This is a genomic window from Arthrobacter bussei, assembly GCF_009377195.2.
Taxonomy (GTDB): Bacteria; Actinomycetota; Actinomycetes; order Actinomycetales; family Micrococcaceae; genus Arthrobacter_D; species Arthrobacter_D bussei.
Window position 1 is genome coordinate 1 of the sequence record NZ_VJXX01000008.1, and the last position, 16,797, is coordinate 16,797.

The window sequence follows — 16,797 nt, forward strand, 5'->3', positions numbered from 1 at the left end:
CGATCGTCCCCGGCAGGTTTTGAAATGGGCCAGCTCCAACGAGCTCTACCAAGCCCACATCACCACCTTCGATCAGCCCGCGATACCCTCAAGACCACAGGTGGTGCATTGACCGGTTGAGGTCGCCATCCTTTGACTGGACGAACGGCAAGGCTCGACGACGGATCTGCGATCTCCAGGATCGGCGGGGGAGTGGGCGGCCGCGTCCCGTCCCAACAATGTGTCTCACGGCGGGTATTCTCAAAAATAGGAGAATCAGCCTTTGATGAGTGCATGAGGAGTCGGCGTGGGAAGTATCGGGTATGCCAGGGTCAGCACGCTGGAGCAGAACGCCGATCTGCAGCACGCAGCACTCTCGGCGGCGGGCTGCGATCGGATCTTCACCGACCACGGGGTGAGCGGGACGCGGGCGAGCCGGCCCGAGCTGGATAAGCTCCTGGATCATCTCCGGGCGGGGGATGAGGTGGTGGTGTGGAAGCTGGACCGGCTGGGCCGCAACACCCGGAACCTGCTGGCCCTGATCGATGACCTCGAACAAAGGAGTGTCCACTTCCGGAGTGTCACCGAGGGGATCAGCACCACCGGTCCCATGGGTCGGGCGATGCTGACCGTGATGTCCGCGTTCGCGCAGCTCGAGCGCGACCAGCTGGCCGAACGCACCAGGGCCGGCATGGCCGCGGCCGCCGAGCACGGGAGGAGGGCTGGCCGGCGGGAGGTCACGGCCGAGCACGCGAAGGTCCGGCGCGCCCAGGAGTTAAAGGCGCAGGGGCTGACGCCGGCGGATATCGGGAAGATCATCGGCGCCAGCCGGGCGACCGTGTACCGGTACCTGAGCATCGGATCGACCTGACCCGCCGGCATCAACTCAGCCCCGAGGCCGGGGTGATTAGAGGCCGCTGGGAGAGACGACCGCCGTCACTGCGAAGGCTGATCCGACGACCACCGCCATGATGCCGAAGAGGCGCGCGTACAGGGGCGTCGAGAGGAAGGATCGCGAGTAGTCGGCGCCCATGGGCCGGTACTCCTTGATGGCGGATGCCATCCCGTCGGCGGTGCCGTTGATGTTCAGGCTCGCGCAAAGACCCAGCAGAAAGACCAGGGTGCCCACTCCCACGAGAGCGACTCTCCGTGCTTCTGCGAGATCCATGACGAAGGTGGCGAACAGCAGCACGAAGGCGAGGAAGATCAGGACGTACAGCGTCTTCGCGGGCTGCGGGAGCCTGCCGATGAAGGAGAACATCCGGCCAGCCTACGACGCCGGGTGAGAGCTGGTGACCCGAGTGCAGTTCCGCCCGAATCTGGGGCCCGTGCTGGGCCTCGTGCCGCGTGGGGGCGGGCCCAGTTGTGGTGCCCCGTGCGATTGAAGGTCCTTGGCTGGGACACTGATGGACTCCTGACCGCACAGTGTGCCAGGAAGGGGTTCCTATCGGGCGTTGAGTGTTCGTATCATTTCAAGTTCTTGCTGGCCCGGGTCGAGGGAGTAGGCGGTAGTGATGCCAGTCAGGTCGTAGCCGCGTCGTTGATAGAACGCTTGCGCCCGGTGATTGTGCTCGTGCACGGTCAACCGCAGCGTCGCGGCGTGAGTAGCTGCCCATGTCTCGACAGCATCGAGCATCCTGTCCGTAACGCCGGCGCTGCGCCCTCGATGCGAGGGAGCGGTGTAGACGCCGACGAGCAGGGGACCGGTAGACGCGTTCGGAATCCAACCACTCATTGCTCCCACCCATGTCCTATCCGCGTCGATCGCTACCATCGATGCGCTGTCCATAGCGTTGCCCCGCCTTCCGCGCCGCCGCCACTCCTGCTCATCCTGTCGCTCGGCGTCCACCAAACGTTCGGCGAAGCCGTATGGGGTATCCCGAATCATCTCTAGTCGGAGGTTTCGGATGGCCTCCCAGTCATCCTCGGTGGTGGCCCTGATCGTTACGTCCTTCACGAGCCAAACCTACCATCGCCCCTCCTTGGTAGGCGCTGCCCTGTCCGTGAGTAGACCGTTTACCGGGGCAGCGAAATAGTTCGTTCAAGGGCTCGCTGGACGTACGGCGACAATGCCTCCGTCATGACCGCGGCCAGGACCGCATGCCCCTCGTCGTTGGGGTGCAACTGCCCTTCTTCAGGGAACAGGTACGGCAGATAGTCCTCGCCGAAGACGCCCCGTTGCCCCTTGACGAACGGCAACCCGGCTTCCTCCGCGCATGCACCGTGCAGGTCGAAGACGCGCCGGCCCTTCGGTGGTTCCTGGCGTGTCGAGGGCCAGTACGGCTCCACGACGAGTACCTGAGACTCGGGCAAGGCGTCGCGAAGCGCAGTCATGTCCTGAAGCATGACGCGACGCAGCTCGTCCTCCCGATCGGGGATGCACTCGTAGTCGTTCTGGCCCAGAGCGATCAGGGCGATCTGTGGCTGGGCGTCGATGACCATCTGCAGGGGGTGCAGCAAAAATGCGCCCGTGTCGCGCCGCCGGATGAAGCCAAGACCGTCGACGGAGAAGTTGTGTTCCTCCAGATTCAGGTTGGTACAGGTGATGCTTGTCCAGCGCTTGCTGCGGTCGGAGATTCCCCGCCACCCGGTGCCGATACTGTCTCCGTAGATCCCCATTCTGATGGTCATCGGTTCACGCTAACAACGCCCCGACTGTTATCCAGTCATCACCACGAATGACCGCAAGCGTACTCCTCAGGGGCCTGTCGGGGCAGCGTTGGGGCAGTGACGGGGCGGACGACGGGGGCGGTGAAGTCGCTGTTGTCGATCACGAAGGTAGCTCGTTCCCGGGGTCTCGCGGCTGCGAAGTAAAGCCGCTGACCGTGGACATACCGGCGCATCGTCGGGTGTTCCGGATCGCGGTTGGTGCCGTCCCGGGCTGCCATTCGCGCCGCGGTCACGGTGAAAGGAACGTCGAGGTACACCGAGGCGTCCCAGGACGCGACGAGTTCATCGCGGTGCAAGAACATGCCCTCGACCAGGACCAGCGCGTCCGGTGGGGCCTGGAGAAAGGCCGCCAGTGCTGGTTGGTCCGTCACCGGGTCGTAGGAAGCCGGCGAGTATCGTCCATCTCCCTCGGTGCCCAACGGTGTGAGCACATGCTGCTGGAGGGCCGGATAGTCGTAGGTGTCCTTCCAGAATCCTTCCGGTGAGTGCCGGCCGCGGGCGTGCCTGAGTGGCGAGGGGTTGAGGAAATCGTCTGCGTGGATGGTGATGACGGGGCGATGATGAGTCTCCGCTGCCAGGTTGGCTGCGAATGAGGTTTTTCCGCTGCCATCGACGCCGTCGATCGCCACGATCCTCCGCCCGGTCCCGACGGCGCCGAGAATGCTCTCGGCCAGGTCACGCATGAACTTCCCCATGCCCCCATCCTCCTAGAGATGAACGTCCAGCAGCGTGCGAAGCGGGATCCGTCACCGGACGCGGGCCGTTACTGCTTGACCGGTTCGGTCGGGAACTACTGCCTTGTCACCTGCGGCCTTCGGATATATCGTCTATCGATAACAACGGTAATCGATAAGGATGTGGGTATGAGTATTTCTTCCAGCGAGTCCTCCCGACCAGCGGGTGGACGGATGGCTGTCTCCCGTTCCACCCGCACCGACCTGGTGGCGACTCTCGGAGTCGGCGTCGTCGCCGCGGCCTATGTCCTGACTGTGCTGGTCCTGCGCCTGGTCGAGATCCTCGGCGGCACCGGTATAACAGTGCCGGTGCAGTTCGCACCAGTGGAAACCCTGGTTCCGGGTCCAGACTCCGGAGCGCCCGTGAGCATCGATGAAGGGCTCGTCGTGGTCTCGGACCTCCCGATCGCCACGTTCATCAGCGTGCTCCTGGCGGAGGTGCTCCCGGCCGTCGCGGCGCTGATCGTCATCGGCTGCGCGGTCGTCGTCTTCCGGCGACTGTGGCACGGCGAGGCGTTCGCACCGGGGACAGCCCGCCTGGTGACCATCAGCTCGTTCGCGATCCTCGGCGGGTGGGTCGCGTCCTTCGTCTTCGGGACCATGGCGTCCATCGGTGCTCTGACTGTCGCGCTGGGCGCCAACGCACCCGACGATGGCAGTTGGCTGTTCGCCGCGCACGTCGACTGGCTGCCCTTCCTCGCCTCTATGGCACTCGGCGGGCTCGCGATCCTCACTCGCAACGGAGAGAGGCTGCGCGCGGACACTGAGGGCCTGATCTGAGCATGCCCGACACCGAGTTGAGTGGCGTGCACTGTCGCCTCGACGAGCTCCTGACCGAACGGGGTATGACTCTCACCCGATTGAGCGAACTGGTCGGCGTCAGCCTCGTCAACCTGTCCGTACTCAAGAACGACCGGGCACGAGCGATCCGCTTTTCAACCCTGACCGCCATTTGCCGGGCCCTTCGCTGCGATATCGGAGAGCTCCTCGTAGTAACCCCAACACCTGAAGCACAGCCGTAGACGGCACGATCGCCGCAGCATTCCTCAACAGGACGTCATTCCGATAGCCGATTGGCTTGCGGGCATCCGCAGCGGCTTATTCGAGGATGTCCACCATTACAGGGATGATGATCACGTGCTATCCATGCTTGACGTCATCGACAACTACCTCGCCACGCGAGAGGACACCGACTTCTCCACTGTCCCGGGGCGCGACATTGAAGCGTTCGGTGAACGGGTTAGAGAATTTGCCGTTAGCCACACACCGACGATTCAGCAAGACGCACACCCCATCTACTTGGGGGGCTGGCCCTCAGCAAACTTCGCGCTACTCGGCGGCGACCTAATCTTTTCGAGTCTGCTTTACAGCGGGCAGGTTCTCGTGCGCGATCCCATCGCCGATTGGTTCTCTGGGGAGCAGTACCGCATCGAACACATGATTGCTGCTCGCCGCGGCTATCGCCCTCCAGACGACGACGCAGAAACCCGGACGCGACGCACCCGCGCGTTCCTGTGCACCGTGATACCGGCGCTGGTTCGCATGCGCCCGCTCATTGAAGCAGGCATCATCGTCCCCGTTGCGTCTGAACCGCTCTACTTCGAGCGGCGAGCCGCCATCGACCAGCTACGACGCGAAATACGCGCGCGCGTCCTGCAGGATCCGCTCCATTACGCGAGCAGATTTGGTGCCGCCGAGATTGCCGCTGAGGACAACGTTCGCGGATACTTCGCCTTGGCCCCGGGCGCGAACCACGGCCCAGGAATCGAAAGAGCCATCGATCATGGCATCCGATATTTCTCCCGCGAGTACACGTTGGCAAACGCCTACGGCGTCACCTACAGTGCTCCGTTCGACCACGAGCGATTCCTCTGCCGCGAAGGGATCACTCCCATCGTCGGAAGCTCAACGAGGGTTGTCGAATCCGTCCTGCGGTCGGGTCTGCCGATCTTCCACGGTCTCAGCCCACGGTTGATCCGAGATATTCACGACGACGATTCGTTCGCAGAGTTCAGAAGCACACTTCATGAGGTGTACCAGGCGACCCCAGTCGAAGATGCCACACAGGCAGAGGCGTACCTCAGGGATCAGGAGAACGCACTACTGCGCCCACTGATCGCGGAAGCAGAACGCGGCGCCTCCGAGGGACTGCTCAATCGCTTAGGGGCTTCGCTCACCGGCAACAAATACGGCATCGCGGCCGCCCTTGCCGCCGACGTCGTGTTCGGTACGGTCGGCGCGGCAACCGCCCTTACGGTTGCTGGTACGTTCCTCGACGATCTTCCAGGCCGGCGCAAGGGACCGCAACGCATCTGGTCGTCTCTTGTGGCACACGACCGCACCGCCGCTAACGAGCTCGACGGTGTCACGCGAATGCCCGCATCCAACGCGGGTCGCGACAAGGCGGCGGCAGCAGAAGGCGATGCCGCGACCGTGTCGCCTTGGGGCGTGCCGAGCCAGGAGGCAATGAGCATCTCCGTCACAGCTGGTGAATTGATCTGGGATGCCGACCCGCGCACACTTGTCGAGCCAGAGATCGACGAGCAGGCACGTTCTCGCCTCGGCGTCTACGGACCTTGCCGCTGCGGTAGCGGGAGAAAGAACCGCTTCTGTTGCGCCGGCCTGCAGTGAACACACTCGTTCAATGAAGGACCGATGCTTTCGGGCGCTTAGTGATCCTGCAACGGACTTACTACTGTGTGTTCCCAGGAAGATCCGCCCGTGTCTGCCGTTCTAGGGTGGCTGCGCGGCCGATCAAAGCCCAAAAGCCCCCGATGATGACGATTCCGGGCAGGCTCAGCACTAACGATAAGGAGTAGAAAACTTCCAGATTCGTGGACTCCGCGCTTGACGGTGCGTCAAGCCTGCCCTGCATTGTCATCAGGGCGACCGACGCGATGACGGCAAGGCCCACCATCCACAGGTATCGCGTCCAGGCTTGCATGTCGGGTTCTCTCCTGAGAACGAGGAGCCCGACAACCAGAACGCCGATTGGCAAAGCAACGAATCCTGCGATGAACCAGATGAGCTCCATGGAATTCATGATTCACCATAACCAGACCAGGTCTGCAGGCAAGTGTTCACCTAGTGTCCGCAAGCCGATCCTCAACGCAACACCTTGAGGTGGTGTTCCGCAGCTTCCGCCTAGTCGGCTGTTCGGTGAAGGACGAAGATCCCACCGTAGGTGGGTTGATCAGATCGTTGCTTGTCGCTGTCGGTGTATTCGCTCAGTACGGCATCGATGCGCGTGATGAGGTCTTCGGCGTCTTCTGCTGAGAGGTGCAGAGCGAAGCGCGACAGGCTCGCCAGTGCGTCCGGACCCGCTTCGACCAACTCTTCCCGAAACGCCTCGACCGGCGCCAGGGGGCTATCCGGATCGGCGTCGCTGAGGGCGGTATCCAGGTTCCAGGACCGCCCGGTGGATCGGTACGGCTTCTCGAGGGCGCCGCTGCTTCCGGTGCGGACCTCGGCCGGTTCGAGGAACCCGGTGGAGAGCAGTTGCCGCACGTGATAGAACATCGTTCCCGGATCCTGGCCGAGCCGGTCGGCGAGTTCCTTGTTGGTCAGTTCCTGGAGTCCGCACAGGCGCAGGATCCTCAGGCGCAATGGATGAGCTAATGCCTTGATCTCCCGGGCAGTCGCGGCCGGCTTCTCTGTCCGGTTTGCCTGCCCATCTGCTTCTAGCGGCGCCGCATCGGTCATGAGCCCATCCTACGGTCTAATGTACTGAAATCTATCACCTTGAAAATAATCAATCAGCATGGAATGGTCCACCTATGACTCCTCATGCAGCGCAGGCGAACACGACGGGGCGGGCGCCATTGGGTGCCTCCTATTGGAAGCTGTGGGCCTCCTCGGGGCTGTCCAACCTCGCCGACGGGGTCTTCAAGATCGCGCTGCCGCTGCTGGCCATTCAGCTCACCCAGTCGCCTGTCCTGATCGCCGGGCTCAGTGTCGCAGCTACGCTTCCCTGGCTGTTGTTCGCCCTGATCGCGGGAGCGCTGGCGGACCGGCTGGACCGGCGCAAGTTGATGGTGTGGGCGAACCTCGGCCGGGCTGTGCTGCCTGCCCTGTTGGTGGGCGCCATTCTGCTCGGCTGGGGGTCCCTCTGGGCCCTCTACGTTGTTGCCCTGACGGTGGGTGTGGCCGAAACGCTCTACGACACCTCCGCCCAGTCGATCCTGCCCCAGGTGGTGCACAGGGATCAGCTCTCACGCGCCAACGGCCGGCTTTACGGGGTCGAACTCATCACCAACCAGTTCATCGGACCACCGCTGGGCGGACTGCTGGTGGCTCTCGGCGTCGTTGCTGCCTTCGCTATGCCCGCGGCACTGTGGCTTGTGGCCGCTGGTGGCCTGATCATGATTCGGGGATCGTTCCGCACCGAACGCGAGCACAAGACCACGCTGCGGTTCGACATCGGCGAAGGTCTGCGGTTCCTACGGGATCACAGGATCCTTCGCACCCTCGCGGTGATGACCGGAGTGTTCAACTTCGCCTCCAGTGCCGCCTTCGCGGTCCTGGTGCTGTTCGCCGTCGGCCCGGCCTCACCGATGGGCCTATCCGCAACGAGCTTCGGTCTCTTCTTGACGACCTCGGCCGTGGGCGCGTTCGTCGGCTCGATCATCGCCGAACGGGTGGAAGCCAGACTCGGCAGGTCGGCATCACTGACTGTAGCGATCGTCGGGGTCGCGTTATTCGTCGGTGCGCCCGCCATCACCGACAACCCCTACGTCCTCGGACCGATCTTCTTCGTCGGAGGCATGCTGATCGTGCTGTGGAATGTCATCACCGTGTCCCTACGCCAACGCATCACCCCCGACAACCTGCTCGGCAGGGTCAACAGCGCCTACCGCTTGCTGGCCTGGGGCACCATGCCGCTCGGAGCCACAGCCGGCGGCCTACTGGCCCAATGGCTCGGCCTACAAGTTATGTTCGCCATCATGGGACTACTGACTCTGGCACTACTGGGTTTGATGCCCGTCCTCACGAACAAGGCAATCACCGCCGCCGACATCCAGCCATAAGCCGACAAGGTTCTCTGCCGACCGCCCTCTGAACCATTGGACTCCAAAGTCCACTACGAAGCTCACCCGTACCCGACCGGGAGTTTGCACCTCATACATGCGCCAGTTGGTCGCGGAGACCGTTGCACTGGGGTACACCCCAACGCCACAGTTCCAGACAGCCGGTTTAGTTGTGACTTTTCCTGACCGTGGCGGGCTTTTTGAAGCCTCGATGGCGGGGCAGCCCGCCAACGCCCTCCCGTGGTCAAAGCATCCGGGGTCGTTCCAGCGTGAAATGAAGCCTGGTCGAGTGAAGTGCGAGAGTGGAAGCATGACTGAGCCACCGCTATCTCACGCTGAGTTCGGGTTCCCAGGGCCGCTTCGAGACTCGCTGGTCGCGTCCATCCTGTCGGGCGCAAAGACCACGACGACATCGCTGCTTGTGGAGTACGCCGTCGAAGGTGATCCGCTACCCGCAGTGGGAAGGAGGCAGGCAGTGATTGATTCGGCGGGACAGCCTGTCGCCATCATTGAAACAGTGCAGGTCGACCAAGTGAGATTGGATCAGGTACCACTCAGTCACGTCATTGATGAGGGAGAGGGGCATGTCTCCGTCGCTCAGTGGCGTGTAGATCACGAGCAGTACTGGCACGGTGAAGAGATGCGCTCTTATCTAACGGACCCTGCGTTTACGGTCCGCGATGAGACTGCAGTGATTCTCGAGCGCTTCCAACTCATCAGCTAGAAACCGCGGAAAGACCGCCCCGTAAGACGATCCCTCAGCGGGCGGTTGGGTCTACGTCGCAACTTCTGCCGGTGGAGTCGCCGTCGACTGTGAAGTCCAGGTGCAGCATGACGGCATGTGATGGTGGTGCCGGCGTGTACACGCGCATGTCGTCCCAACCGATACCATCGCCGATCATCCGGAACCCTGACGGCTCGTACCGGGTGCCCTGGTCGTCCGTGATGGTGATGCCTACCCTGCTGAGGTTGCTCAGCTTGGGAGGACCGTCTTTCTGGGCTTCCACCGCTTCTGCGGCAAGGTCCTCGAGGCTCCGGGTCTGAGCAATTTCCGCGTCGTGGCTCACTGTCTCGTATCCTCGTGCTGCGCTGAGGTAGACCACTACGCAGGGGGTACCGGATGGAACATCTACGTGCTGGGGAGCTTTCGTGACGTCGATTCCTGCGAGGCGGACATCAACCTTTCCGATGGTCGCAACGATCAGGTTCCCTGGTGCGCGCACGATGGTTGTCATGCGTCACCCTAACTCTCGGCCCCGATGCATCATCTCGTATAAGGATGGTGCATCGTGCGATGTGGGTCGTGCGATGTGGGTCGTGCGGGGGGTGTTGCGGTGTGGTGTTAGTGGGATGTTCGGTGGCGGAGGAATCCAATGACGGTGAAGCATGCGGCTGTGAAGGCGATGGCCATGATCCAGCGCACGTTGCTCCAGGCCCACCCGTGCTGCAGTCCTTCGAACGCGAGATACCCGAAGGCCGGGAGTGCGATGATCCACGCGATACGGCGCCAGCGTTCGCGGACGCGTCTTCCGGATGTTGATCGAGGTAACCGGGAGGCGTAGTCGTTCGGTGCACCGAATTCCTCGCTCAGGGTGGTGTTGTTGTTCCGTGCGTGCTGGCGTGCTTCGACGATGGTGGCTCGGACTTCCTTTTCCGGCATCTCGATGCGTAAGCGCAGGAGCCCTGCCAGCTCGAGAGCCCATTGATCGTCGGTCTGGGCGGTCGGGGCGGCTTTGTGTTCGGTCTGGGTTGTGGCGCCCTGCCGGGATAGCGTTGAACGCAGTGAGTGGTGAAGTGTGCGATGTGCTTGAGCGTCGGAGAAGTAGCGGTAGAGACCGATTGTGACCAGGGCGTGTCCCACGGTGAGTACGGCGTACCACCACAGGGGCCCGGTGAACAACGGTGTCGTATTGCCGAGAACGAAAAGTGAAGCGGTGAGGGTTATTCCCAGGAGGGCGGGAAGGAGCGCGAGGACAACAGCCCAGAGTCGCCTGATGTGTTGGAGCCGGGTCTCAAATGTTGTGAGGCTGACCAGTGCGGTGGTCCCGATCAGTGCTGGGGCCAGGAGCTTACCGAGGGTGTAGTCGGTGGTCCAGTTGCCGGAGAACAGCTCGAGAACCCCGAACATGGCGATCGTGAAGGTCGCGATGCTTGCGGCCAGGACAGGAACGTCCCGCCAACTCGTCGGGGGCTCCACCGGTAGAACTGGGGCACCCTCAGTGCGCCACTGTTGGATCTGGGCGTCGACGTAGTCGAAGGGATCGCCGAAAAGATCCTGCGGGCTTTCGCCGGAATCGCGCACGAGTGCCAGTACCTGAGTCAATTCCGCATGAACGAGGGTGTGGTTGATGTTCTCCAGATACATGCGGCCGATGACGAGTTCGGCCCAGTCCTGATCCGCCTTCACACCCCGGGCAAGGCCGAAAGCGGCCGGAAGTTTGTGGACGTCCAGTGTGGGGGATGTCATGATCGGTTGTCCTTTCCGCTGCTGAGTGCTTCCGTCAGCGTTTGCCACTTGATCAGCCCATCGGAGAGATACTGCCGGCCTGAGTGTGTGATGGAGTAGCTTTTACGACCCGGGCCGGTATCTGCTTGCTCCCACCGCGCTTGAACGTATCCGGTGTCTTCCAGTCGGCTCAGAACGGGGTAGAGCGAGCCGCCTTTTGGTCTTCCGAAGCCGCGTAGTTCAAGTTGTACCGCGATCCCGTATCCGTGTAACGGCCCCTCGAGGACACAACCGAGCACGGCCAGATCCAGACTTGCTCGGATCCACGGCAACGGCCACTGCATCTCCATGTACCTAAGTATGCAGCATACCTATGCAGGCGATCAATCCCTTGGTCCTCGAACTTGATGCCTTTTACACACGAGTAATACCGTTCACCGGAGCGTTTCAGGATCCTGCTGCGTGCTCTTCGCACCGCGTTTCTCTAGCTCGGCGCGAAAGCCGAGATGTACACCGGTTCTCCGGCGTTGGGGTTGCTTCCGAGTAACCGGATGAGCCCACTCTCACGTGGGCTGGCGAAGGGCTTAACTGGCTCGTGCTGCATCTCGACGAAGAGCTCGAATCGGCGCCCACGCGCGTTCTCTTCTATCCACTGGTGGACCTGCGTCAAATCCTCAACATCGCTAAGAACGAAAGCATCGAGCATCCAGCCCCGCGGCGGTGATGCTTGTTCCCAAAAGTTCACCCGGTAGAACGGAGAGTCAACGAAATCATGGTTCTCTGCGTGAACAGTTTCAGATGCCTGCATGCTCTCCACGGTAGGCACCTGCATCGCCGCCGGCGGCTCAGGACAAGAGAATGTGACCTAGTCGCAACGGAGCAGTGCCGCAGGAGGATCCCTCAGCGGGCGGTTGGGTCTACGTCGCAACTTCTGCCGGTGGAGTCGCCGTCGACTGTGAAGTCCAGGTGCAGCATGACGGCATGTGATGGTGGTGCCGGCGTGTACACGCGCATGTCGTCCCAACCGATACCATCGCCGATCATCCGGAACCCTGACGGCTCGTACCGGGTGCTCTGGTCGTCCGTGATGGTGATGCCTACCCTGCTGAGGTTGCTCAGCTTGGGAGGACCGTCTTTCTGGGCTTCCACCGCTTCTGCGGCAAGGTCCTCGAGGCTCCGGGTCTGAGCAATTTCCGCGTCGTGGCTCACTGTCTCGTATCCTCGTGCTGCGCTGAGGTAGACCACTACGCAGGGGGTACCGGATGGAACATCTACGTGCTGGGGAGCTTTCGTGACGTCGATTCCTGCGAGGCGGACATCAACCTTTCCGATGGTCGCAACGATCAGGTTCCCTGGTGCGCGCACGATGGTTGTCATGCGTCACCCTAACTCTCGGCCCCGATGCATCATCTCGTATAAGGATCGGCTTACGGGCAGTCAGGGTGCAGCTGAATGCCGATGGCGCCGGAGAGGCATACCCTTAGTCCATGGCTGTGACCTGGGCTTCGGCACTGGGTTGGCGCCTGCGCCGTCAGTACCTCGACGACGAGCGAGCAGCAACGGTCGAGGGTGTGGTGGATCGACTCGTGGCCTTGCCCTCGTGGTCCGGAGACGCTGCAACTTCAATCCGGTTGCGGCTGGCTCGTTCAACCCCGGGCGACGTCGAGACCGCGATGATGGAGGGACGCGTCTTTGCGACGTACGCGTTTCGCGGAGCCACACACCTTATGACCTCTTCGTCGGCAGCGGTCCATCTTGCGTTACGCTGCGCAGGTCGGCAGTGGGAGCGGTCAAGCTGGCGCAGCCACTACGGTATCGAACCCGAGGAGTGGCCGCGCCTGCGCGCGACGGTGCGCGAGGCGCTGGTCGCCGGTCCCCTGACCCAGCATGAGCTGGCCGAGGCTGTCGCGAAGGACCCGGCTTACCGACATCTAAAGCCAGCCTTCGCTGATAGGTCCCACACGTTCCTCAAACCGTTCGGGTGGCAGGGCGACCTGTGCTTTAGCCCCTCAGACGGTGCGCCCAGGTTTCAGCTTCTCGAGTCCGTGCCCGGCTGGACCGGGCTAGCCGAGCTCGATGATGCGGGGCCTCGGGCGATACGCGCCTACCTCGCAGCGTATGGGCCTACCACTCCGGATCGGATCCAGTACTGGCTGGGTGAAGGTCTGAGCGCTGGGCGCAAGCGCATCGCAGGCTGGATCGATGAGATCGACGCCGAGCTCGCCACGGTCTGGGTCGACGGCGTTGAGGCGCTGTGCCTAAGTGAGCACGTCGAGCCCATCGCGACTGCGGCCGAATCTCACCAGGTGGTGCTGCTGCCAGGATCCGATCAGTGGGTCCTCGGTGCCGGCACGTCAGCGACCTCTATCGTGCCTGCCAAGCATCGGGGGACCGCTACCGGCGGGGCGAATCTTATTCTGATTGGCGGGCGGGTCGGCGGGACCTGGAAGGTTGACCGCAGCACGATCCGGATCAGCTGGTTCGATGGGATGAGCGCCGCGCCCTCGTCGGTGGCCACCGCTGCCGATTGGTTGTCCCAAGCACTCGGGCGCGAGCTCGAGCTTGAAAGTCATTGAGGCGAGGGGAACATGTCCGGTGTAGGGATCCAGCAACGCGACGTTCGCTCGAGGATCGGTCTACGGGACGGGGTGATGGGCTAAGAGTGGTTGAGGGGGCCACGCAGTTCACCCCACCCGAAATGGCTTTCAGCGATGAAGTCCTGAAAATCGCTTTGCACAGAACGAACGAGGGCGTCTACACCGTCATCAAGCCGAAGGCTTCCAGATCCACCTTCTTCACCCAGCACCTGCCACTTGACCCAAGCGTCATGCGTTTCGATGATCGCGTCCGCAGGAAGCTCGCTGCCACGCCCACGGTCGGCGACTTTCTCCAATCGAAAGGTCAGCGACTGTAGCTCTGTGGGATTGAGCATGAACTCAAACATGGGCTCGAGCAGTCGCTTCACGTTTCTCACATACACCCGTTCAGCCATGCGCTCACAGTAGAGCCATCGGTCCCAAGCTGGCCGCCCCGTAGGGCGATCCTCGTGCGCTCATGTCGCAGATGTGTTCGAGGCGTTGCAGGCGGACCGTGAGATTCCTTGCCTAATCTCCGGTAGATCCGTCCAACAGTTCGCGCAGGATGTCTAGGTGCCCGCAATGCCGGCCCGTTTCTTCGATCATGTGCACCAGAACCCACCGCACACTTTGTGCGCCGCCTCCACCGCGGCAGAGATCGTCCATTCCATGCCGCTGCAGCACTTCACGGGATTGTCGGCAGGCAGCCTCGTAGTCTTCGATGATTCCCGCCAGGCTGTCCTCTTCGCTTACCCGGAACTCCCCGTCGGGATCCTCGGCGGACCATCGGGTGGGAACATCGTGTCGGCCGTCGATGCGGTCCTGGAACCAGAACTGCTCAACGTCGGTCAGGTGTTGCACCAAACCTGACACCGTTGTCAGCGAGGGCACGAGCCGCTTAGCGCCGTCGGCATCGGTGAGGCCACTGGCCTTCATCACTACAGTGGCACGGAAGTATTCCAGGAAGCCGGTTAGGGTTTCCCGTTCTCCGGCTGCCGTCGGCGGCTCAGTCCGAGTGTCGTTGTCCATCTGCCCAACCTAGTCATGGCGGTCGAGGCGTGGCATAGGCGCGCCCAACCCCACCAACCAAGAACTGAGGACCGGCCATAACAAGAGTCCCATGCCGATCGACTTACGAACTTGCCGGGCTCTGCTTAGCTGGTGACATGAATGCTGTCCTTCCACCTGTTGAGTTTGCCTTTCCCGGCTCCCTCCGCGATTCGCTGATCTCTGCTATCCAGTCCGGCGCCAAGACCACGACAACTTCGCTTCTGCGCGAGTACGAGATCGAGGACGAACCGCTTCCGATGGTCGGTCAGCGAGGCGTCGTCATCGACTCGGAGGGCAGGGAATCGTTCGTCATTGAAACGACCGGAGTAGTCACGGTTCGGTTGGGTGATGTTCCCTTAGAACATGCGGTGTCCGAGGGTGAGGGGTACGAGTCCGTGGCGCAGTGGCGGGCCGGGCATAGTGAGTTTTGGTCCTCAGCAGCTATGAGGGCAGAACTTGGATCCGATTTTGAGCTGACCGATGACTCACTGGTAGTTCTCGAGCGGTTCGTCGTGGTTCGGTAGCCGATCGGTCACCAGGACGGCCAGCGATCGGCTTGCGTACTGATCGCACGGAGAGATCCAGCGGACGGGCCGATAGGTTGAGGACATGACTCCCTCAGCTTTGCGCTTGCGGCCTCTGCAGCACGCGGATGCAGCTGTCCTCGCTGCATGGGGAGAGGACACTACTTTCTGTCAGCACACCGGGTGGACCGTAAGGTCCCGAGCTGCACTGCACGACTTCTGGGTGCGACAGGTCGAGTATTCGCCTGGTGAGTTGATCCGGTTGGCGGTCGAAGACGCCGACGATGACCTGGTCGGGTACGTGGATCTTCACGGCTCGACTTCGGGCGAGAAGGAGCTCGGGTTCGTGATTGGCCCCTCATGCCGCTGGGGACATGGCCTTGGCCAACGAGTCGCCCGAGCCGGCCTTGCGTATGGCTTCAACGAACTGGCTCTGAACTGTATCTGGGCGGAAGCGCTGGTCGCCAACACGGCTTCCGTGCGGATCCTTCGATCCCTTGGGATGCAGGAGACAGGAACAGGTGGGCCGGGAGTGTTCCTTGGAGCGGAAAGCTACTACCTGCAATTCCGGACGAGACGGAATGGGTGGACACGGAGCCTGGAAGAGTGAGGCTCCCTGCCGGAGTTCAAGCAATAGTGTTCGACGTCGGCGACACGCTGGTCGATGAATCCCGATCTTAGACAACACAGGCCGAGCGTGCGGGAGTGACGCCCTTTGCGTTGATGGGGACACTCGGCGCCCTGATAGCCCAGTACAAGGACCATCGTGGTGTCTGGGACGTGTTGGGTGTCGAGCGTCCTGCTGAGCCTCCGTCCATCGACCAAGCGGACCTGTACCCCGACGCGCTGAGCTGCTTGCAGGCTGCCAGAGACGCCGGTCTCGTTGTTGGGATAGCTGGGAACCAGCCAAGCGGTGTTGAAGCCCAACTACACGAGCTCGGCTTCAATGCGGACTTCATCGCTTCTTCCGCTGCCTGGGGTGTAGCGAAGCCCTCTGGTCAGTTCTTCTCCCGCGTTGTTCAAACCGCCGGGCATGATGCCAGCGCGATCTTGTACGTCGGGGACCGCTTGGATAACGACATCCTGCCAGCGCGGGCAGCAGGTATGCGCACCGCTTTCATCCGTCGTGGCCCGTGGGGATACCTGCACGCGCAACGCCCTGAGGTCGACCTTGCCGATGTACGCCTTGAATCCCTCACCGAGCTAACGAGGGCGTTCACCTAGCCCCGAACAGATCTCAGTGAAGGATCCGCTTGTGCGATGCACACCGATGGCGGTGTAATCAGCCCGGGGTGTCTTGGGTGGTTTCGGTAATGCTGATTGCCCACTGCTGACCGGTCTCGCCCTCGACCTCCACAGAAAACTCTCCCTCTATGGAGCGGGTATCGAACACGTTCCGCAGGCCCTCACCTTCCGGGTCGACCTGACACGGTGCCGTGAAGCTGCCGAGGCTTGAGGCCTGGACGTCTACTGTTCCAGTACCCCTGCAGCCGACGTACACGGCGATCGCAGGTGCCTCCGTCGAGAGCGGCCCGAGCGCATTGGTCCCTTCCTGCTCATCCAGAAAGCCGAGCACCGTCTCATTCGCCGGCTGGTACGCCAGTATCGGGCCCGGCGTCGGTGTTGTGGCTGCAGGCGTCGGCGCTACGGCTTGACTCGGTGCGCTGGCCTCAACTGTGGAAGGAGTCGTTTGATCGGGTGCCGGGGACGAGGACGTACATCCGCACAGCGCGAGGAGGCTGCCGATCAGGATGGTTGAGGCCGTACGGCGCATACTGCTACCCCCACGTA

24 protein-coding genes are annotated in these 16,797 nt (G+C 62.3%); 10 read left to right on the forward strand and 14 right to left on the reverse strand.

Going from position 1 to position 16,797, the window contains the following annotated elements:
• Positions 1 to 286 precede the first annotated feature (286 nt).
• Positions 287 to 850 (forward strand): recombinase family protein, encoded by a 564-nt coding sequence (locus FNH21_RS16160; protein ID WP_191932082.1) that lies wholly within the window; start codon positions 287 to 289, stop codon positions 848 to 850.
• 36 nt (positions 851 to 886) lie between these two features.
• Here FNH21_RS16160 and FNH21_RS16165 read toward each other — a convergent pair whose 3' ends face one another.
• The 4 genes from FNH21_RS16165 to FNH21_RS16180 form a co-directional block, all read right to left on the reverse strand.
• Complete coding sequence (locus FNH21_RS16165) at positions 887 to 1,240, reverse strand: hypothetical protein (RefSeq protein ID WP_152817083.1); 354 nt, start codon at positions 1,238 to 1,240, stop codon at positions 887 to 889.
• 183 nt (positions 1,241 to 1,423) lie between these two features.
• Positions 1,424 to 1,936, reverse strand: coding sequence for a GNAT family N-acetyltransferase (locus tag FNH21_RS16170; RefSeq protein WP_338403330.1), 513 nt, complete (start codon positions 1,934 to 1,936; stop codon positions 1,424 to 1,426).
• 59 nt (positions 1,937 to 1,995) lie between these two features.
• Positions 1,996 to 2,610 carry an SGNH/GDSL hydrolase family protein gene (locus tag FNH21_RS16175; RefSeq protein ID WP_152817084.1) on the reverse strand — a complete coding sequence of 205 codons (615 nt, stop codon included), beginning with the start codon at positions 2,608 to 2,610 and terminating at the stop codon, positions 1,996 to 1,998.
• 38 nt (positions 2,611 to 2,648) lie between these two features.
• Positions 2,649 to 3,344 carry a nucleoside/nucleotide kinase family protein gene (locus FNH21_RS16180; RefSeq protein ID WP_152817085.1) on the reverse strand — a complete coding sequence of 232 codons (696 nt, stop codon included), beginning with the start codon at positions 3,342 to 3,344 and terminating at the stop codon, positions 2,649 to 2,651.
• A 168-nt stretch (positions 3,345 to 3,512) separates the two neighbouring features.
• Between FNH21_RS16180 and FNH21_RS16185 the strand changes: the two genes are divergently transcribed.
• The 3 genes from FNH21_RS16185 to FNH21_RS16195 all read left to right on the forward strand — a co-directional run bounded on the left by FNH21_RS16185 (position 3,513) and on the right by FNH21_RS16195 (position 6,014).
• Positions 3,513 to 4,163, forward strand: a complete 651-nt coding sequence (locus FNH21_RS16185) for a hypothetical protein (protein WP_152817086.1) — start codon at positions 3,513 to 3,515, stop codon at positions 4,161 to 4,163.
• Between the two features lie 2 nt (positions 4,164 to 4,165).
• A complete protein-coding gene (locus tag FNH21_RS16190) occupies positions 4,166 to 4,405 on the forward strand; it encodes a helix-turn-helix domain-containing protein (RefSeq protein WP_152817087.1) in 240 nt (79 codons plus the stop codon).
• A 124-nt stretch (positions 4,406 to 4,529) separates the two neighbouring features.
• Positions 4,530 to 6,014, forward strand: coding sequence for a hypothetical protein (locus FNH21_RS16195; RefSeq protein ID WP_152817088.1), 1,485 nt, complete (start codon positions 4,530 to 4,532; stop codon positions 6,012 to 6,014).
• Positions 6,015 to 6,075: 61 nt separating this feature from the next.
• Here the strand turns inward: FNH21_RS16195 and FNH21_RS16200 are convergent, their stop codons facing one another.
• Together FNH21_RS16200 and FNH21_RS16205 are read right to left on the reverse strand one after the other, a co-directional pair.
• Complete coding sequence (locus FNH21_RS16200) at positions 6,076 to 6,426, reverse strand: hypothetical protein (protein ID WP_152817089.1); 351 nt, start codon at positions 6,424 to 6,426, stop codon at positions 6,076 to 6,078.
• A 101-nt stretch (positions 6,427 to 6,527) separates the two neighbouring features.
• Positions 6,528 to 7,085, reverse strand: a complete 558-nt coding sequence (locus tag FNH21_RS16205; RefSeq protein ID WP_152817090.1) for an ArsR/SmtB family transcription factor — start codon at positions 7,083 to 7,085, stop codon at positions 6,528 to 6,530.
• Positions 7,086 to 7,159: 74 nt separating this feature from the next.
• Here FNH21_RS16205 and FNH21_RS16210 point away from each other — a divergent pair, with 74 nt between their 5' ends.
• Both FNH21_RS16210 and FNH21_RS16215 read left to right on the forward strand, forming a co-directional pair.
• On the forward strand, positions 7,160 to 8,410 hold the full coding sequence (locus FNH21_RS16210; protein ID WP_152817091.1) for an MFS transporter: 1,251 nt from the start codon (positions 7,160 to 7,162) through the stop codon (positions 8,408 to 8,410).
• Between the two features lie 310 nt (positions 8,411 to 8,720).
• Positions 8,721 to 9,134, forward strand: a complete 414-nt coding sequence (locus FNH21_RS16215) for an ASCH domain-containing protein (RefSeq protein WP_206687076.1) — start codon at positions 8,721 to 8,723, stop codon at positions 9,132 to 9,134.
• A 34-nt stretch (positions 9,135 to 9,168) separates the two neighbouring features.
• On the opposite strand, the gene FNH21_RS16220 is transcribed toward FNH21_RS16215, so the two are convergent.
• From FNH21_RS16220 to FNH21_RS16240, 5 genes are all read right to left on the reverse strand, one after another.
• On the reverse strand, positions 9,169 to 9,645 hold the full coding sequence (locus tag FNH21_RS16220; RefSeq protein WP_152817092.1) for a hypothetical protein: 477 nt from the start codon (positions 9,643 to 9,645) through the stop codon (positions 9,169 to 9,171).
• 107 nt (positions 9,646 to 9,752) lie between these two features.
• On the reverse strand, positions 9,753 to 10,877 hold the full coding sequence (locus tag FNH21_RS16225; RefSeq protein ID WP_152817093.1) for a hypothetical protein: 1,125 nt from the start codon (positions 10,875 to 10,877) through the stop codon (positions 9,753 to 9,755).
• Positions 10,874 to 11,206, reverse strand: coding sequence for a PadR family transcriptional regulator (locus FNH21_RS16230; protein ID WP_152817094.1), 333 nt, complete (start codon positions 11,204 to 11,206; stop codon positions 10,874 to 10,876). Before FNH21_RS16230 ends, FNH21_RS16225 begins: the two co-directional genes overlap by 4 nt.
• Before the next feature lie 134 nt (positions 11,207 to 11,340).
• Positions 11,341 to 11,664, reverse strand: a complete 324-nt coding sequence (locus FNH21_RS16235) for a hypothetical protein (RefSeq protein WP_191932089.1) — start codon at positions 11,662 to 11,664, stop codon at positions 11,341 to 11,343.
• A gap of 92 nt (positions 11,665 to 11,756) precedes the next feature.
• The gene (locus FNH21_RS16240) at positions 11,757 to 12,233 is read right to left on the reverse strand and encodes a hypothetical protein (protein ID WP_152817095.1); all 477 of its coding nucleotides are present in this window, start codon (positions 12,231 to 12,233) and stop codon (positions 11,757 to 11,759) included.
• A gap of 110 nt (positions 12,234 to 12,343) precedes the next feature.
• Between FNH21_RS16240 and FNH21_RS16245 the strand changes: the two genes are divergently transcribed.
• A complete protein-coding gene (locus tag FNH21_RS16245) occupies positions 12,344 to 13,432 on the forward strand; it encodes a DNA glycosylase AlkZ-like family protein (RefSeq protein ID WP_152817096.1) in 1,089 nt (362 codons plus the stop codon).
• 80 nt (positions 13,433 to 13,512) lie between these two features.
• Here FNH21_RS16245 and FNH21_RS16250 read toward each other — a convergent pair whose 3' ends face one another.
• Positions 13,513 to 13,848, reverse strand: a complete 336-nt coding sequence (locus tag FNH21_RS16250) for a hypothetical protein (RefSeq protein WP_152817097.1) — start codon at positions 13,846 to 13,848, stop codon at positions 13,513 to 13,515.
• Between the two features lie 112 nt (positions 13,849 to 13,960).
• Complete coding sequence (locus FNH21_RS16255; RefSeq protein ID WP_152817098.1) at positions 13,961 to 14,461, reverse strand: DinB family protein; 501 nt, start codon at positions 14,459 to 14,461, stop codon at positions 13,961 to 13,963.
• A 137-nt stretch (positions 14,462 to 14,598) separates the two neighbouring features.
• On the opposite strand from FNH21_RS16255, the gene FNH21_RS16260 reads away from it, so the two are divergent.
• The 3 genes from FNH21_RS16260 (at position 14,599) to FNH21_RS16270 (ending at position 16,230) form a co-directional block, all read left to right on the forward strand.
• Entirely contained in the window at positions 14,599 to 15,006 is a 408-nt protein-coding gene (locus FNH21_RS16260; RefSeq protein WP_152817099.1) for an ASCH domain-containing protein, read from the forward strand.
• Positions 15,007 to 15,091: 85 nt separating this feature from the next.
• Positions 15,092 to 15,616 (forward strand): GNAT family N-acetyltransferase, encoded by a 525-nt coding sequence (locus tag FNH21_RS17520; RefSeq protein ID WP_152817100.1) that lies wholly within the window; start codon positions 15,092 to 15,094, stop codon positions 15,614 to 15,616.
• A 95-nt stretch (positions 15,617 to 15,711) separates the two neighbouring features.
• Positions 15,712 to 16,230, forward strand: a complete 519-nt coding sequence (locus FNH21_RS16270) for an HAD family hydrolase (protein WP_338403331.1) — start codon at positions 15,712 to 15,714, stop codon at positions 16,228 to 16,230.
• Positions 16,231 to 16,288: 58 nt separating this feature from the next.
• Here the strand turns inward: FNH21_RS16270 and FNH21_RS16275 are convergent, their stop codons facing one another.
• Positions 16,289 to 16,582, reverse strand: coding sequence for a hypothetical protein (locus FNH21_RS16275; RefSeq protein WP_152817101.1), 294 nt, complete (start codon positions 16,580 to 16,582; stop codon positions 16,289 to 16,291).
• Between the last annotated feature and the right edge of the window lie 215 nt (positions 16,583 to 16,797).

Coding starts and splice junctions, on each gene's coding strand:
- FNH21_RS16260 (WP_152817099.1), top strand. CDS start 14,599: ATGAATGCTGTCCTTCCACCTGTTGAGTTTGCCTTTCCCGGCTCCCTC.
- FNH21_RS16225 (WP_152817093.1), bottom strand. CDS start 10,877: ATGACATCCCCCACACTGGACGTCCACAAACTTCCGGCCGCTTTCGGC.
- FNH21_RS16220 (WP_152817092.1), bottom strand. CDS start 9,645: ATGACAACCATCGTGCGCGCACCAGGGAACCTGATCGTTGCGACCATC.
- FNH21_RS16250 (WP_152817097.1), bottom strand. CDS start 13,848: ATGGCTGAACGGGTGTATGTGAGAAACGTGAAGCGACTGCTCGAGCCC.
- FNH21_RS16180 (WP_152817085.1), bottom strand. CDS start 3,344: ATGGGGAAGTTCATGCGTGACCTGGCCGAGAGCATTCTCGGCGCCGTC.
- FNH21_RS16165 (WP_152817083.1), bottom strand. CDS start 1,240: ATGTTCTCCTTCATCGGCAGGCTCCCGCAGCCCGCGAAGACGCTGTAC.
- FNH21_RS16215 (WP_206687076.1), top strand. CDS start 8,721: ATGACTGAGCCACCGCTATCTCACGCTGAGTTCGGGTTCCCAGGGCCG.
- FNH21_RS16190 (WP_152817087.1), top strand. CDS start 4,166: ATGCCCGACACCGAGTTGAGTGGCGTGCACTGTCGCCTCGACGAGCTC.
- FNH21_RS16245 (WP_152817096.1), top strand. CDS start 12,344: ATGGCTGTGACCTGGGCTTCGGCACTGGGTTGGCGCCTGCGCCGTCAG.
- FNH21_RS16175 (WP_152817084.1), bottom strand. CDS start 2,610: ATGACCATCAGAATGGGGATCTACGGAGACAGTATCGGCACCGGGTGG.
- FNH21_RS16255 (WP_152817098.1), bottom strand. CDS start 14,461: ATGGACAACGACACTCGGACTGAGCCGCCGACGGCAGCCGGAGAACGG.
- FNH21_RS16240 (WP_152817095.1), bottom strand. CDS start 12,233: ATGACAACCATCGTGCGCGCACCAGGGAACCTGATCGTTGCGACCATC.
- FNH21_RS16210 (WP_152817091.1), top strand. CDS start 7,160: ATGACTCCTCATGCAGCGCAGGCGAACACGACGGGGCGGGCGCCATTG.
- FNH21_RS17520 (WP_152817100.1), top strand. CDS start 15,092: ATGACTCCCTCAGCTTTGCGCTTGCGGCCTCTGCAGCACGCGGATGCA.
- FNH21_RS16185 (WP_152817086.1), top strand. CDS start 3,513: ATGAGTATTTCTTCCAGCGAGTCCTCCCGACCAGCGGGTGGACGGATG.
- FNH21_RS16235 (WP_191932089.1), bottom strand. CDS start 11,664: ATGCAGGCATCTGAAACTGTTCACGCAGAGAACCATGATTTCGTTGAC.
- FNH21_RS16205 (WP_152817090.1), bottom strand. CDS start 7,085: ATGACCGATGCGGCGCCGCTAGAAGCAGATGGGCAGGCAAACCGGACA.
- FNH21_RS16200 (WP_152817089.1), bottom strand. CDS start 6,426: ATGAATTCCATGGAGCTCATCTGGTTCATCGCAGGATTCGTTGCTTTG.
- FNH21_RS16230 (WP_152817094.1), bottom strand. CDS start 11,206: ATGGAGATGCAGTGGCCGTTGCCGTGGATCCGAGCAAGTCTGGATCTG.
- FNH21_RS16195 (WP_152817088.1), top strand. CDS start 4,530: ATGCTTGACGTCATCGACAACTACCTCGCCACGCGAGAGGACACCGAC.